Below are 15,280 nucleotides of genomic sequence, written 5' to 3'. Positions count from 1 at the left end.
GATGCCGGCCTATCCTTTCTCCCCGTCACCGGAAGTTGGCTTCCAGGTCGGACTCCAACGTAAAGACAAAAATGCGCTCACCCACGACGGTATCGATATCCGTGAAGAGCGCCGTGATCTTGGCTCCGATCAGTTCCGCGACTTGTTCGCACAGGCGTTCCCGCCCTTGTGCGATCAGGTTCTGGCGGAGGCGTTTCACCATATCAATGCCTTCCGCCGTCTTGGCCAATTGCCGCTCGGCCGGCGTCAGCACTCCCTTCAAGCGCACGACGAGCATATCGCGCACAATGAACACCCGCACCTCGTCCGGACCGCGGCCCAGGAATTCCTGCTCAAATTTGATGATCGCCGTCCGAACGGCGGCTTCTTTTTCACCCTTACTGGCCACGGTTCCTGCTATCCTTTTCGTGTGAGTCTGCGCGATGGTCGGACGGATTATAGTCGCGGCTGCTTCCCCACTCCAACCCCCCTCCGCCCCGCCTCGAACAGGGCCACGCTCACCCTCCGGGTTCGCCGACTTTTCGCTTGCAATTACGGGGGATGCACGGCTACATCTACCGGAGTTTTCCGGTGGTGCCGACGAAAGGTCGTGATTCGTGCGCGGCCCGGACCCACACCAGTCATGCAATGAGACAGGCAGTAGGGTCTTGCCGGTGTTTCCCTGTTGGGAAAGGCCGGGGACAGTGCAGGCCAGTCGTTGGTTCCTTGTTGCAAGGACCGTCGGCTGGCCTTTTTCTTTTCATGGATCATAGAGGGTCGGCATGTCTTTCCTCGTCCTCGTCCCGTTGTTGCCGTTGCTGACGGCCTTCATCGTGATGACCGGCGACCGCGCCGAACAGGACCAGAATGCGCGGGCCGGGCTCCTCCCGATCGTCGCGTCGTTCTTGGGTGCCCTCCTCACCCTCGCGCTGGTGACCTCCGGTGGGCCGGTCACTATTCAGTGGTACGATCCGGCGGCCATCTCCAATCTCGCCTTCCCGATCGGCTTCTACATTGACCGGCTCAGTGCCGTCATGATGGTCCTCATCACCGGCGTAACCACGCTCATTTATCGCTATTCCATGGGGTACATGTATCAGGATCGCGGGTATCGGCGATATCTGGGCATGTTGGGCCTCACGACCGCGGTCCTGCTCTGCATGGTTTCCAGCGCGAATCTGGTGATGCTGTTCATCTTCTGGCAAATTCTCTCCTGGCTCCTGTTTCTTCTGGCCCACAATCACGGCCACGCCGCCACCCTCTCCGGCGCCGCCAATACGTTCACCATGTTGCGGCTCAGCGATGCCGCCTTCCTCGCAGGCATTGTCCTAGCCTATTCGTTGTACGGCACGTTCGAGTTTCAGACCTTGTTTACACGCGCCGCGGAGACGCCCATCACGCTCTTCATCTGGCCCGAACTGGGTTGGGAGATGAACGGCGTGACCGCCGTGACGTTGCTTATTTTCGGCGGCGCAATGGGCAAGTCGGCCCAGTTCCCGATTCACACCTGGCTGCCCCGCTCCCTCTACGCCCCGACGCCGATCCACGCCCTGTTACACGCGGGCATCATCAATGCCGGAGGATTTCTGCTCAACCGGCTCGCCCCGCTGTACGGGCTGAGTCCATCAACGTTACACGTGGTCTTCATCATCGGCATGCTGACGGCCATCCTCGGCGCCACCATGATGTTGACTCAAAACGACATCAAGAAAACGCTGGGCTTTTCGACCATCGGGCAGATGGGCTACATGATCATGGAATGCGGCCTGGGCGCCTTTTCCCTCGCCGTGTTCCATCTGATCGCACATGGCCTGTTCAAAGGCACCGTGTTCCTCAATTGCGGCAATGTCATCCATAAGGCCCGCCAGGAGCCGTCGTTTCCCCACCTCGATCGGGAGGCGGAAGAGAGCGAGTTCTCCAACCTGACTTGGTCGACCGGATTCTTCACCACGTTGGTGTTGCCGCTGATCATCCTGCTGGTCACTCACGGTGTCCTGAGAATTCCGCTGCTCGAATCGCAAGGCACCGTCATTTTCCTGTTTTTCATCTGGGTCACCTCGTCGCAGGCCATCCTCTCGCTGACGCGCATCCGTGCCGTGGCTTCGTGGAAAGTCTCTGCCGCCATGCTGGTGACCCTGGTCATCGTGGTCTTCACCTATCTGTTTGCGGTGGAGAGCTTCACCCGCTTCTTGTACCCGAACCCCGAAGAGGTGGCCTCCTACTTTAAGGCGGCGGCACTTCCCGGGCGACTCTTCGACAGCTTGGTCGTCGGCACCACCCTGATGACGGTGCTGAGCTGGGTCTATCTCTATGCCCACGCGCATGGCCGTACGATCACCATTCCCCACTGGATCGAGGCCTTGCTCGTTCGACTGTATGTCGTGTGCACGAACCGGCTCTACCTTGATCAGGCCTACCTACATATCGGCCGCCTCGTGACTCGCGTCGCCCATCGCCTGGAGAAACGCCTGTCGTGACCCCTCACCTGTCAAACACGCCCGGACAGGGTGTGAGGGTAGTCGTCGGAGGCCCGTTGTGATGCGAGCCTGGATGGCACCGTGGCTGCTGCTCGCTCTGCCGATCCTTGGCGCGGGGCTCTCCGTTTTCTTGAAGGCCTCTCTTCCACGGATGAAAACGGTTGCCCTGGTGACCACTGTGGCGAGCCTCTGCTCCGTGATCGGCTCGGCTCTGGTTCTGGGCGAACCCGCCTCGGGCGTGCCCTTTCTCTGCCTGCTGCCGCTGGCGGCCTGCCTGTCGCTGCTCGGCCAGCCCCTGCACCGCGACACAAGTGCAGCCTGGCCCATGACCCTCATTCTGCTGGGCCTGGGGCTGGGCACCCTGACCACTCAGGGGCTCGCCCATGCCATCCTGCTGCTCCTGTTGCTCATCCTCCTGTCCGCTTTGTTATACCGGCATCAACCCGATCCGGCACCGGACGCCTGGCGGGGACTCTCGTCATTCTCGTTGGGCCTCATCGCGACGCTCCTGGCCCTGACGCTTCCCACTCCGGCCTCGAACATTGCCACGCTGGTGGCTTGCGCCACGCTCTTCCCGCTGCTGCCGGTCCACAGCGGCTTCGTCGCCACGGTGGGCGGCTTGCCGGGCAATCTCCCCGCGTTCCTGGCCGTGCTGTTACCCATGGTCGGGTTTCACGATCTCCAGGTCATTCTCCCGACCCTCTCCGGCACGGTGCTCCGCACCCTGGGGATTTTGGCCCTCGCGAGTGCCGTCTACGGGTCGCTGCGGGCATTGATTCAGTCGCGACCGTTGCCGCGCCTGGCCTATGCCGCGCTGGCCTTCTTCGGCATGCTCTGGTGGTATGTCGCCGATACGGGAACCGCGCCGATTCCGGCCACGATCTATCTCAGCGCCGTGGGGCTCGCCACCAGCGGCCTGCTGCTGGCCTGGTTCGCGATCCGAGCCCGGTACGGCGACGTCGATCTTCGAGCACTCGGCGGCATGGCCTATCCCATGCCCCGTTTCAGCACGCTGCTCGCACTGCTCGCGCTCGCAGCCCTGGGCATGCCGCCGTTCGGCGTATTTTCCGGCTTCTTGAGCATGCTGCTCCTGCCGACCTTTACGCCGTCCGCCTCCTTCGCGATCATCATGCTCGTGTGGCTCACGGCCTCGTGGTATCAGATTGAACTGGTGCAACAACTCGTGTTCGGTCGAGCGCGCCTGGAAGTCCGTTACGAAGACCTCCGCCAGACCGAGTTCATGTCGCTTGTGCTGTTGCTCTTCTTGTTGTTAGTGCTCGGGACCGCGCCTTCCCGGTTGTTCGAATCGAACGCGCCGACGCCTCCCGTGTCGACTGCCTCACAGGGGAACACATGGATCCGCTGATCTCCTCACCAGACCAGACCGATCTTGAAGCCCGCCGCATGGAATTGCGGGGCACGATCAGATTGGCCAGCGAGGTCATCGCGCAGTACTGGCCCATGCGAACGTTCGTCCACCACAATCCGTTACACAGCTTGGAGTATTTGCCCTTCACCGAGACGGTTCGCCGCGGCAAGCAGTTTTTGGGCGGGAACGGCTACCTCTCCGGCGACATGTACCGCCGGTACTTGAAGTCGGGACGCATTCTGGTCCGGCACGTCGACGACGCCCTGGTCGCTCAGGCCCGTCCTGAAGAAGTCGACCTCGGATCCTGCCGCATTGCTCATCGCGAAGTCCTGCGGGCCTGCCTGACCCACGGCCTCTCCCATCCGACCGACGAACCGCTCGACCGGCTCATGGAACGCGCGCCGGACGAAGAGCCCATCGACGCGCTGGCCGAACGCCTCGTCTCCTTCTCGACGCCGAACGTGCAGGACCTCATGGCCGCGACCATCCGTGAGGATGTGAGCACCCTCGGACGGGATCTGACACTGACGAGCTGGTGCGACCGGACGGTGGGGTCCACGATCGTCGCCCAAATCAACGGGGAACTCGTGAAATGGTGCGAGGCATTCCTGGACGAGGGCCACGCCACCTGGCCGATGCCCGAACGGCGCCAGGGCCTCTATGCCGCATGGAAACACGCCGCCGGGAAAGAATGGATGACCTGCGGCATCGACGATAGCCGCCGGAAAATTGCCGCCCTCCCGGAGCATCCGGAAGACACCGTGCTCGAGTGTCTCGAAGCACTCGAGATCCCGCTGGAGTTCAGACAGGACTACCTGTCCCTCCAGCTCGCGGCCCTGCCCGGATGGGCCGGTTTCATCAAATGGCGGGCCGAAGAAAATGACTACGCCTGGCAGCAGGCCTATCCCGTTGGTCTGGTGAAGTTCCTGGCCGTGCGGCTGTGGTATGTGCGGGAACTGGTCCAGCAGGTCTGTCAGCGCGAGTTGGGCATCGATGGCACCTATCGCGCCATCCTGCGCTTCATGGACCAACAGCCCCACGCGTATTACATGCGGAAGGAATGGGTCGCCGGCCGGCTGCCGGCGTCGTACGCCGCTCGGGTCGCCCGACTCCACGCCCAAACAGGGCCTCCGCAGAACTCGTCCCTGCTGGCGCGGGAATGGGAGCAGCTCACCCATCACTACCAGATCGAGTATGGCCCACGGCGTGAGCGAGCCGCGCAACGGGGGATGGCTCGGCGCCTGTTGACGCTCGCCCAGGCGCTGGAACTCGTGCCGACGCTCTTGATGGACGCCCCGCTGCCGGCCCTACGACAACTTCTGGACTGGATCGACACGTTTCCGGAATCGGCACATGGCCCGGTCTGGCTGACGGCGTTCGAGGCCGGCTACCACGAGCATCTCTTCGGCATGCTGCAGCGCGCGCCGACCAAACCGCAGCCGGCTGCCCCTGATCACCGGCCACCAGTCCGGCCCCATTCGCAAACGGTTTTTTGCATCGACGTACGGTCCGAGCCGTTCCGCCGCCACCTCGAATCGACGGGCGCCAACGACACCTACGGTTTCGCCGGCTTCTTCGCCGTCTTTATCCGTTACCGGGCCTGGGGCAAGGAACATGAGACCGAGCAATTCCCGGTGATCATGCGCGCCAAGAACGAAGTGCGCGAGATTCCGCGGAGCTATCTGGATCATTACATCTCTAAACACCAGTCGCGTGCCAAACTCGTCCACGCCGGACACACCTTGTTGCACGATCTGAAAGAAAACGTGGTCACTCCCTACGTGATGGTGGAGTCGCTCGGCTGGTTCTATGCCCTTCCTATGATGGCCAAGACGCTGGTGCCCGCACTGTACAAACGCCTGACGACCTGGGTGCGACGATTGTTCGTCCCACCGATCGCAACCATCCTGACCGTGGATAAACTGGCCCCGGCCGAAACCGAGGAAATGGTGGTCTCCGAGCAGCGTGCCTTAATCTGGAAAGCCTTGCGCGACCAACTCGGGCTGCATGGCTCCCGGGTCGAAGCCGAGTTCGTGGAGGCCCTGCGACGACGGGCGCTGGATGACGACGCCCCGGTGGACCCATACCTGACCGATGCCGCCAAGGCAGTCGAGCTGTCCTCCGAGCAGCTGGCTGCGTTCCTCAATGATTTACGCAAGCACTACCGCATTAACCGCCGCGCGGCTTCGCGTCAGAAGGAGCGGATCACCCGTACCGGCTTCACGCTCGAAGAGCAGGTGCTGACCGTCGAGACCGCCTTGCGCATGATGGGACTGGTGCGGAATTTTGCGCGATTGGTGCTCTTCTGCGCCCACGGCAGCACGACGGAGAACAATCCCTTCGAATCAGCGCTGGATTGCGGCGCCTGCGGCGGGAACGAGGGGAAGCCGAACGCGCGCGCCTTGGCCGCCATGGCCAATCGGCCACCGGTGCGCGAGCGGCTGGCGAAACGCGGCATCGATATTCCCTCCGACACGCACTTCCTTGCCGGGCAGGTCGATACCACGACCGACGAGGTGCAGCTCTTCGATCTCGAAGACGCCCCCCCGACCCACCGTAAAGATGTCGCGCGCCTGTACGACGATTTGCGCGAAGCCGCGCAACTCACCAGTCAGGAGCGCTGTACACGCTTCCCCGACGTCGGTGTGGTGCTGGCCCTCAACGAAGCCTCGGCGCATGTGGCGGGTCGCAGTGCGGATTGGAGCCAGGTACGACCGGAATGGGGCCTCTCCGGCAACACGACCTTTATCATCGGCCGCCGCGAATTGACGAAGGGGCTGAATCTCGGCGGGCGTGTCTTCTTGCAATCCTACGACTATCGGGAGGATCCGACCGACCGGTGGCTGGAAGTGCTCCTGACTGCGCCGCAAGTGGTGGCGCAGTGGATCAACATGGAACATTATTTCTCGGCCGTCGACAACGAGGTCTATGGAAGCGGGAGTAAGATCTATCACAACGTCGTCGGACGCATCGGCATCATGGCCGGTCCCTGGAGCGACCTCCGGCTCGGTCTGGCCTGGCAGACCGTCATGAATGATGAGGTCCCCTACCATGAACCCATGCGTCTCCTGACGCTGGTAGAGGCCTCGCGGGCCCGTATAGAAAAACTCATCGCCCGGCATGAAATTTTGCAGCATTTCTACCACAACGAATGGGTCCATCTGGCCGCGCTGGACCCTGAAGATGGAAGTTGGTACCGCTACATGCCGTCGGGAGTCTGGCGTCGGGTCAGGCATCCGGGCGACGCCTAGCGCACAGATGGCATCAGCACGAACTCGCAGGATCTTTTTCAAAGGAGTGGAGAGATGGCCGCACTCACGTTGCATCCCATGAAAGAAATTCGCGTCATTGTATCCGGGGAGCATCGGCCGTTTGTCACGGAGTTGCTGGACAAGGTGGAAGCGACCGGCTACACCATCATCGGCAACATCTCGGGTAAGGGCCATCACGGCGTGCGCGAGGCCCATTTCATGTTCAGCGAGCAGGAGAGTCTGATCATGATCATGGCCGTGGTACCGGAGGAGAAAGTGGAGCCGGTGCTGGCCGGACTCCGGCCGTTGTTCGACCGCCATTCAGGCGTGATGTTCGTGTCGGATGTGGCCGTCAGCCGGCGTGACTACTTCGGCAAAAAAAGCGCGAAGTCCTGAGTCCGACGGTGCGAAACGGAGCCCCGGCATGCCTTCCCATGGGGACGCCGACCTTGTCTTCTCCCCGATGATTGTCTACAATGTGCCCCCGTTGGCTTGTAAGAGGAAGGACGGCACGTGAAGGGATTACGGTTCGAACGGCTCGGGCGGGATCGCCACTACAACATCATTTTCCACATCGGCAGCAGCTATGTGCCGGTGAGCGACGAGACCATCGACGAACTGAAGGCGCAAAGCCTGTTGTCCTCCGAACGTTTCCTCGACCTGCTCATCGACAAAATCGGGTACACCAACTACCTCAAAGAACAGATCCGCGCGGAGCTCCAAGCCTCCGGCGATCCCATGACTCAGATGACCGTTCTGCAGGGCGCCATCCGGGAACTCTAGACCTCCTCCTCATCGTTGCACATCGTTCCATTCACTCGCGCTCGACGCGTGCGTGAGCCTTGTTCGTCGCATCCTTCCTCAGGCTCTCCGACCGGTCAGCATCATCTCACGGAGCGCGGACCCTGTACGGGATTCGATACGCCGAACACCTACCTGTATCCACTGAGATACACCTAGGTAGAAATGAGGTAACAATGCCACCATTGTCAACCACCTGAAATCTCGAAACTCACCTCAGCGCACGTCCAGCGTGGACTCGCTCTTCGAGAGGGTACGGCACTTGCCTTTTCTTCTTGGGAGAGAAAGGAGGTGAGTCGTATGTCCACGACGTCATCCAGCGGACGAACCAACCAGCTCACACACAAAAAGTCGCCCCCACATCGAGTCGGTGCTCAGGATCGAGAGGCCAGCGCGGCCGCCATCGACTCAGAAAGGACAAGGGTACGAGCCATGCTTCAGGAGATCATCGAAGGTCCGACGGCTACCATGAGACCGACCACCGACCAAGCGGGCAGCCCTTCGGCCAGCATGACGGTTCCCATCGGGTATATTCCCACCCCGACACGTGAATACCGGCAGCATCGCAAATTGTTGCGTGCGACCACCGGCGTCGCCAGCCGTCCGGCCATTCGCATCATCCCCGAACGCGAAGCCGGCCGAGTGGTGATCCCGATCCCCATTCCTATTCCTCGGATCATCGGCTCCCGCGTCCTGATGTGGAAGCAGGATCCCTCGGTCAGTGAAATCGGGATTCGCAAAGCCTTTCTTCCCGGCTTGATGCTGGCGGGGCCGAAAGACAGTCGTATCTCCATTCAGGGCCTGCCCCTCGTCTCACCAAACGCCATGGCGGATTATATTGAGACGCCCGGAACGCAGGAGTTCGATGCGGTCCATACGTTTGCCGTCGTGCGGCAGATGCTGACCCTTGCCCAACGGGCCCGCGGCGGGGCCGTGGCGCCATGGCAATGGAACAGCGCCTCCAACACGGATGCGATCAGCGTCTTCCCCCGCGCCGGCGTCACCCCAAACGCCTTCTACAGTCGCAATCTCAAGGCGTTGAAATTCTTCTTCTTCACCAAACCAGGGAGTCCTCCAGGAACCCCGCAGGTGTTCACCTGCCGCTCGTTCGATATCGTCGCGCACGAAACCGGACATGCCATCCTGGATGGCTTGAAACCGGGCTGGCTCGACCCCAGCAACCAGCCGCAAACCGGCGGATTGCATGAATCGTTCGGTGACCTCTGCGCGATCTTTCTGACGCTCTCACAGCTCGACCAGGTTGAGGCGGTGATTGCGCAGACCAAGGCCAACTTGCATGACAAGACCTTCCTGGCCGACATGGCGGAAGAGTTCGGCCTTGCACTGGGCCGCCCCAACGGCCTGCGCAATGCGGACAACGATCTCAAGCTCAGCGAGGTCACGAACGAGGTGCACGATCTGTCACAGGTGTTTACCGGAGGAATCTACGATGTCCTCGCCGATATGTTTGCATTCGAGCGAAAACCCGGGCTGCGGGACGACGCCAGGGTGCTGCTCGAGGTCGGAGAGTATCTGTTTGGCCTGATCGTGCGAGCCATCGCCGCCGCCCCGGCCGCGAATGCGACGTTCGCAGACATCGCCAATCAGATGCTGACCATTGCGCACACGGACGGCAAGCCGGTACAGTACCGAAACTTCATTCGGAACCGATTCACGGTGCGGGAGGTGGTCGTCTCGCCGACTCCGCTCACGGCTGACCACAAGGTCGGTATGAAGCTCCTGCCCGCGTTTGCGGAAGAACTCGGAGTCGCCCAAGACCGGCGCGGCTGTTGCGGAACCATGCAGCTGCCTGAATACAATCAGGGTGACCGTGTGTTCGAGGATGATCTGGAGGACCTTCGAAGCCTGTTCAGCGACAATGGTCGGGTGAAGCCCTCCCATCGGTAACTGCAGCAGCGTCCTGGCGGCTCGGGCAGTCACATCGCATCCCGAGCCGCCGTCGCGCCCCTGCCGAGGATAAGAGATGAAGATCGCGATTCAGCGAACCGGCGGGTTCGCGGGGCTTCAAGAAGAACTGGCCTCGGTCGATACGGCGCAGCTGCCGCCTGCGGAAGCGCGGCGCATCGAGGAGCTGGTGGGGAACGCAGGGTTCTTTGGTCTCCCGACGGCGCTTGGCGGCGAGATCACGGGCGCAGACCTCTTTCAGCTTCGAATCACCGTCACCGACGGCGCACGCCGTCACACCGTCGAGTTTCCAGATCACGAGTCGCCCGAGTTGGCGCCCCTGAGAGCGTTGGTCCGGTCACTGGCTCCCTAACGAACTACCCGTCAATCTCCAACCTGGCCGCTGGAGAGCAGGGCATTCATGATGGCGTTTTTCTTGGCGGGATCTTTTTCGAAGCGAATGGCTTTGGAGAAGTTTTCGGCGGCGCTTTCCCGTTTGCCCTTGGCAGCATAGATTCTGCCGATGCCGTAGAGCGCCTGAGCTTCCTCGGGGTTGGCTTTCACGGCGCGATTGAAAGCATCCATGGCCTCCGTCGGGCGGGATTGCTCCATCAACAACCAGCCGAGTGCGGTATGGGCGGGGGCCAGATCCGGATTGGCCTCCGTGGCAGCGCGATACTCTTTCATGGCGAGATCCATGCGGCCTTTGGTTTCATACACACCGCCGAGCGCAAAGTGAATTTCGGCATCGTTCGGATTGAGTCGTAGGGCCTCTTTGTACGATTGCAGCGCCGGTTCCACCTTCCCTTGCTCTGCCAGCGCACAACCGAGATTCGCATGGGCCACGGCGTCGTTGGGATTGAGCTTGATCACTTCGCGATATTGCGGAATGGCCATTTCAAGCCGTCCCTGTTCCTGGTAGGCCACACCGAGATTGGTGCGCGCCGCGGCAAATGAGGGGTCGAGTTTCACCGCCTCGCGATACTCTTTGATCGCCATTTCCAGATGCGCCGCCCGCTCATGGATCTGAGCCAGAAAGTAATGGGGATAGGCTGACTGAGGCGCAAGCTTCGCCGCTTCTTTGTAAAACACCACCGATTGTTCGGACTGACCGGACTGCGCGAGGAACATCCCCTGCACCAGGTTGACATGCGCATTGTCGGGATGCTGTTTCAGAATCGCTGCAAGCCAGCCCCCCACCCTGTCGATGTCGGCAGTTTCCTGTAACGCATGGGCATGGACCCGCCAGGCATCCGCAAACTCCCCGCGTAGCAGATGCGTGACGTTGAGGGCAAAGTACGGGCAAGGATCCTTTTCTCCAGCCGCCTCCACCGTTCGGACCCACACTCCCGCTTCATACCCGAAGCGGTCCCAATCCCCCGCCAGGAGCGCTGTGTCAATCTTGTGCTGATGTTGGTGCATAACAGGTTGGTCGCCGGTCACCGCGTCAACGCATCCTGCACGTCGGGCGGAGTCGCCTGCATGCGCGCGCCGAGCACGGGATACCGTGCGGTAACTTTTTCTTTCATGCGCCAGGCGATGGTACGATAGGACCAGTGCCCCTTCACCCCGGATCGTAATTTGGCGATGTATTCCGCCTCAGCGAAGTCCATCTTGAACAGACAGCGCACGGAGAAACCAAAGGGAATAGCGTAGAGCGCGGCTTCCTGGCTCGACTTCCGCAACTGTTCGATATCTGCCTTCACATGCCCCATCGCCTCGCGGTACTCCCGCTCAAGGCCGGCATCGATCAGCATGGGTGGAGTGTCGAAGCCATGCACCGTGGTGAAATTTTGCTGCACCTGCTGACAGCGCCGGTGCCGGTGCATGTCGCGCCAGCCGCCGATATCCATCATCACGTCGAAGATCAATGCGTACCCGCTCCGGAATTCCTTGATCAATTCGTCGTACGGGCCGCGTTTGCGAAAGGCGACTTCCAGAGTGTCCTGCTTTTGCTTCTCCGTCCAGTCACGAACCACCGCGAGGATCTTCCGATAGGGGGCTTGCGAGGCGCGATAGAGCAGCGTCGTGACCACCTCATCCAGCGGATCATGCGGCTCAATCAAATCGACCGGCTCTGCGGCTCCCCAGGCAGAGGGTTGGTCCAATCCCGTGCCCTTGAGCGCATCCTTCGCATAGCGGGCCAGGTCACTATAGACCTCGGCCTGATAGACATTCGGTTTCGCATATCGCGCCAGCGTCGGGGCCATCGCTTCCCCGGCACCGGCCGACTGACCGCACAGCTCTCCCCACACATTCACGGGCGGCTTTCGACAGGCATCCTGTAAATCCTCCCCGATCTGACGAAGTTCGGGAATCTGCGACGACAAGAAACGGGTGATCTGTTTTTCGAGCGTCCGAATGCTGACCACCTGGCCGACATTAGTTTGCGCCGCCAAGGGCAGCAAGTACCGAGTGACGTCGAATGCCCGTGCGGCGATGGCCCGCTGATATGCCGAGGGAGTCATGTTATCTGGGCGAGGTTCCTGTTCGGTGAGGAATTGGCTCAACGGATCATGCAGGGCGCGGTAGACCGTCGACAGTCCCCGAAGAATGCCCAGATAGACCGCCTCCGTCTCTTGCCCTCGAATGGTGTCCGGCACATACCAGCTGGAGGAGGCGAAGTTTTGATACCGACTCGACTTGGCCTGGCCGTCCCAGACTTGTTCGTCTTCCAACCGAATCGCGGCCAACTCCGAAATCTGTTCAAAACAGATAATGACGTGGCCGAGATCCGCAATCGAACCATGACCGTAGTCGAAATAAAACTGTTCCCAGAATTTTTCAGATGAATGGCCGTGGACCCACTTGAGGCTCTCTTCAATGGAGTCCGGAGACCGACTGTAGCGCGCCAAGGCATAGGCGGACTTCTCCGGTGGCATCGGAGCCAGAGCGATCACGCGGCGGGATGGAGTCGTCATAGGTTTGCAGTATGGAGTGCGTGGCGTATGCGGCGAACGTACTGACGCGGCGGCACCATGCCATTTTTTACAAAGAGGGCACTATACGCCCGCGGCAAAGACGGTGCAACAGCACCGTCTCTCGCGAGATGAAGCTGCCGACCGCGTTGACTTGCCCGCAAGCCCGCCGTTATAGTCCCGCACGAATGACCGGGAAGTGCCCACCAGCGTGATGATTAAAGCGATCAAAGGCGTTAAAGATCTGCTGCCGGAAGAGTCTCCTCGCTGGCGGTTTATCGAGGACACGGGGCGGCGTTGGGCCCAGCGCTACGGGTTTCAGGAGATTCGGGTCCCGATTTTCGAAACGACGACGTTGTTTGCGCGGAGCATCGGCGCCACCACGGACATCGTTGAAAAAGAAATGTATACGTTCGCCGACCGCGACGGGTCCTCCCTGACCCTCCGCCCGGAAGGCACGGCCGGCACGGTTCGCGCGTTCATCGAACATAATCGCGCAGCTGATCCCAGGCCGCAGAAATTCTATTACACCGGTCCCATGTTTCGACACGAGCGGCCCCAGGCCGGCCGGCTCAGGCAGTTTCATCAATTTGGGGTGGAATCCTTCGGCATCGCTAACCCGCGCGCCGACGTTGAGGTCATATCCCTACTCTGGCGTCTCTTGTCCGATCTGTCTCTGCCCGGGCTGACCCTCGAAATCAATAATCTTGGATATTCCGACGATCGGGCGCGCTACAAACCTCTCCTCGTGGCGTTTCTGAAGAGCGTGGAGACTCGCCTCTGTGCGAACTGTCAGCGCCGGATCGAGGGGAATCCGCTGCGCGTGCTCGACTGCAAGGTCCCGGACTGCCGATCCGCCACGGAGGACGCACCTCGCCTGGCCGATTCCCTTTCTCCGGCAGCGCGCGACCATTTTGCATGTGTCACAGCGGGCCTTCAGTCAGTCGGTATTCCGTTCGACCTGAATCCTCGCCTCGTTCGCGGCCTCGATTATTACTGCCTGACGGCCTTCGAGGTCACCTGCTCGCATTTGGGCGCACAAAATGCCGTCGGGGCCGGCGGACGGTATGACGGCCTTGTCGAACAACTCGGCGGTCCCGCCGTTCCGGCTGTTGGATTTGCAGTGGGCCTTGAACGAATTGCCTTGATGATGCCGGACGCCGTGATTGTCCCCTCGGCTCCACGGATCTACGTGGCCGCCTTCGGCACCAAAGCCGTCGACGTCGGATGTGCACTCCTCGATGAACTCCGGCAAGCCGGGGTCCCCGCCGACATGGATTTTCGTTCGACGTCACTGAAAGCCCATTTGCGCCAGGCAGACCGTCTCGGCGCCCTCTATACCATCCTGCTTGGTGACGACGAAATTGAGAAGGGGACCGCCACCCTGCGCAACATGCAGACAAAGGCACAAGAAGATTTGCCTCTTCGAGACCTGGTTTCCTCCCTGCAGGGCCGACTCCGTACACCGGAATCGGCGCCTTTTTCCAGTTGACTTTCCTGCCTAAAATTCGTACGCTCCGCTTTCACTTTTATATATATAAACTGTTGATTCTTAAGCACTCCTAAAGTTTTTCCACAGACGAATTCGTATGAGCGTCAAAAAGATCGGGATCCTATTATCCACACCCCCATCTCACCCTAGTGTGGAGACTGTGGCACAAGTGTCATCCGAAGCCATGGCTCAGGGTCACGATGTGTATCTCTATTGTATCGATGAAGGGGTGAAGAATCTTCGCGACCCGCGGTATAGCGACCTCGTCGGACGCGGCATGAAACTCTTCGTCTGTGCCTACGGGTGTCAGCAACATGGGGTCTCGACGGATCAGTTGGACCCCCGGATTTCCCTGTGCGGGTTGGTGGTGCTCTCAAATATTGTAAACGGTTGCGACCGTTTCCTCGCGTTCACGTAACCACGTTCCTGAGGATCTGACTGTGCCCCCCACAGCTTCCATCGTGTTGATCATTCGGCAGGACCCGCGAACCTCTGCCCTTCCCGTCGAGGCACTTCGGATCGCCCTCGGATTGGCCGCAGGCGAGAATCCCATCACCGTAGTCCTGATGGGTCCGGCCGTTCAGCTCTTGGCCGAGGATACGGATGAAATTGTCGATATCGACATCCTTGAAAAATACCTGCCCTCGTTCGAACATCTCCAGATTCCCTTTCTTCTCGTACATGCCGCCGGGCCACAACCGGCATTGCAGGATGGATTTGCTGCCACGGAAGGCACACTGGACCTGGCACGCCAAGCTATGACGAGAGCCGAGCGAGTCTTGGTCTTTTAGTGAGAGGGAATACACATGGCCGCTCGTAAGACCTTATATTTATTAAGACAACCTATTCGCGATTCGAATCAGTCTCTGTTACCGTCAGTCGAAGAAGTCGACGTGGCCGGAACTGCGTCACTGGTTCTCCTCGAACAAGCTGTGGCTTCGGTACCGGCCTTTCCCGGTCCGGTCTATGTCCTGTCCCAAGGCTCGAATCCTTCCGTGCAGTCTGAGTCCAAGAATTGTATTTCGTATCGAGACCTCGTGACGTTGATTGCCGAACATGAAAGAACCATTGTGCTCTAACCTAACGAC

General features: G+C 60.4%; 14 protein-coding genes. 11 read left to right on the top strand and 3 right to left on the bottom strand.

Features of this window, described 5'->3' with window-relative positions; all coding sequences use genetic code 11:
• Positions 1 to 25: 25 nt before the first annotated feature.
• On the bottom strand, positions 26 to 388 hold the full coding sequence (locus tag JNL86_12000; GenBank protein MBL8043630.1) for a DUF2294 domain-containing protein: 363 nt from the start codon (positions 386 to 388) through the stop codon (positions 26 to 28).
• Positions 389 to 761: 373 nt separating this feature from the next.
• Between JNL86_12000 and JNL86_11995 the strand changes: the two genes are divergently transcribed.
• The 7 genes from JNL86_11995 to JNL86_11965 all read left to right on the top strand — a co-directional run bounded on the left by JNL86_11995 (position 762) and on the right by JNL86_11965 (position 10,155).
• Positions 762 to 2,456 (top strand): NADH-quinone oxidoreductase subunit L, encoded by a 1,695-nt coding sequence (locus JNL86_11995; GenBank protein ID MBL8043629.1) that lies wholly within the window; start codon positions 762 to 764, stop codon positions 2,454 to 2,456.
• Positions 2,457 to 2,529: 73 nt separating this feature from the next.
• Positions 2,530 to 3,822: a hypothetical protein gene (locus JNL86_11990; protein ID MBL8043628.1), complete on the top strand. Its 1,293-nt coding sequence runs from the start codon at positions 2,530 to 2,532 to the stop codon at positions 3,820 to 3,822.
• Positions 3,810 to 7,076, top strand: coding sequence for a DUF2309 domain-containing protein (locus JNL86_11985; protein ID MBL8043627.1), 3,267 nt, complete (start codon positions 3,810 to 3,812; stop codon positions 7,074 to 7,076). Before JNL86_11990 ends, JNL86_11985 begins: the two co-directional genes overlap by 13 nt.
• 54 nt (positions 7,077 to 7,130) lie before the next feature.
• On the top strand, positions 7,131 to 7,472 hold the full coding sequence (locus JNL86_11980; GenBank protein ID MBL8043626.1) for a DUF190 domain-containing protein: 342 nt from the start codon (positions 7,131 to 7,133) through the stop codon (positions 7,470 to 7,472).
• Between the two features lie 117 nt (positions 7,473 to 7,589).
• Positions 7,590 to 7,859: a hypothetical protein gene (locus tag JNL86_11975; protein ID MBL8043625.1), complete on the top strand. Its 270-nt coding sequence runs from the start codon at positions 7,590 to 7,592 to the stop codon at positions 7,857 to 7,859.
• Between the two features lie 318 nt (positions 7,860 to 8,177).
• Entirely contained in the window at positions 8,178 to 9,785 is a 1,608-nt protein-coding gene (locus JNL86_11970; protein MBL8043624.1) for a hypothetical protein, read from the top strand.
• Between the two features lie 76 nt (positions 9,786 to 9,861).
• Positions 9,862 to 10,155, top strand: a complete 294-nt coding sequence (locus JNL86_11965; GenBank protein ID MBL8043623.1) for a hypothetical protein — start codon at positions 9,862 to 9,864, stop codon at positions 10,153 to 10,155.
• A gap of 11 nt (positions 10,156 to 10,166) precedes the next feature.
• On the opposite strand, the gene JNL86_11960 is transcribed toward JNL86_11965, so the two are convergent.
• Positions 10,167 to 11,204 carry a tetratricopeptide repeat protein gene (locus tag JNL86_11960; protein ID MBL8043622.1) on the bottom strand — a complete coding sequence of 346 codons (1,038 nt, stop codon included), beginning with the start codon at positions 11,202 to 11,204 and terminating at the stop codon, positions 10,167 to 10,169.
• Between the two features lie 17 nt (positions 11,205 to 11,221).
• Entirely contained in the window at positions 11,222 to 12,703 is a 1,482-nt protein-coding gene (locus JNL86_11955) for an FAD-dependent thymidylate synthase (protein ID MBL8043621.1), read from the bottom strand.
• A gap of 211 nt (positions 12,704 to 12,914) precedes the next feature.
• Here JNL86_11955 and JNL86_11950 point away from each other — a divergent pair, with 211 nt between their 5' ends.
• From JNL86_11950 to JNL86_11935, 4 genes are all read left to right on the top strand, one after another.
• Positions 12,915 to 14,192, top strand: a complete 1,278-nt coding sequence (locus tag JNL86_11950; GenBank protein ID MBL8043620.1) for a histidine--tRNA ligase — start codon at positions 12,915 to 12,917, stop codon at positions 14,190 to 14,192.
• Positions 14,193 to 14,289: 97 nt separating this feature from the next.
• A complete protein-coding gene (locus JNL86_11945; protein ID MBL8043619.1) occupies positions 14,290 to 14,610 on the top strand; it encodes a DsrE family protein in 321 nt (106 codons plus the stop codon).
• A gap of 22 nt (positions 14,611 to 14,632) precedes the next feature.
• Positions 14,633 to 14,983 carry a DsrE family protein gene (locus JNL86_11940; GenBank protein MBL8043618.1) on the top strand — a complete coding sequence of 117 codons (351 nt, stop codon included), beginning with the start codon at positions 14,633 to 14,635 and terminating at the stop codon, positions 14,981 to 14,983.
• A 15-nt stretch (positions 14,984 to 14,998) separates the two neighbouring features.
• Complete coding sequence (locus JNL86_11935) at positions 14,999 to 15,271, top strand: hypothetical protein (GenBank protein ID MBL8043617.1); 273 nt, start codon at positions 14,999 to 15,001, stop codon at positions 15,269 to 15,271.
• Positions 15,272 to 15,280 lie beyond the last annotated feature (9 nt).

This window comes from Nitrospira sp. (genome assembly GCA_016788885.1).
Classification (GTDB): Bacteria; Nitrospirota; Nitrospiria; order Nitrospirales; family Nitrospiraceae; genus Nitrospira_A.
This window is presented reverse-complemented; position numbering and strand designations above follow the sequence as displayed.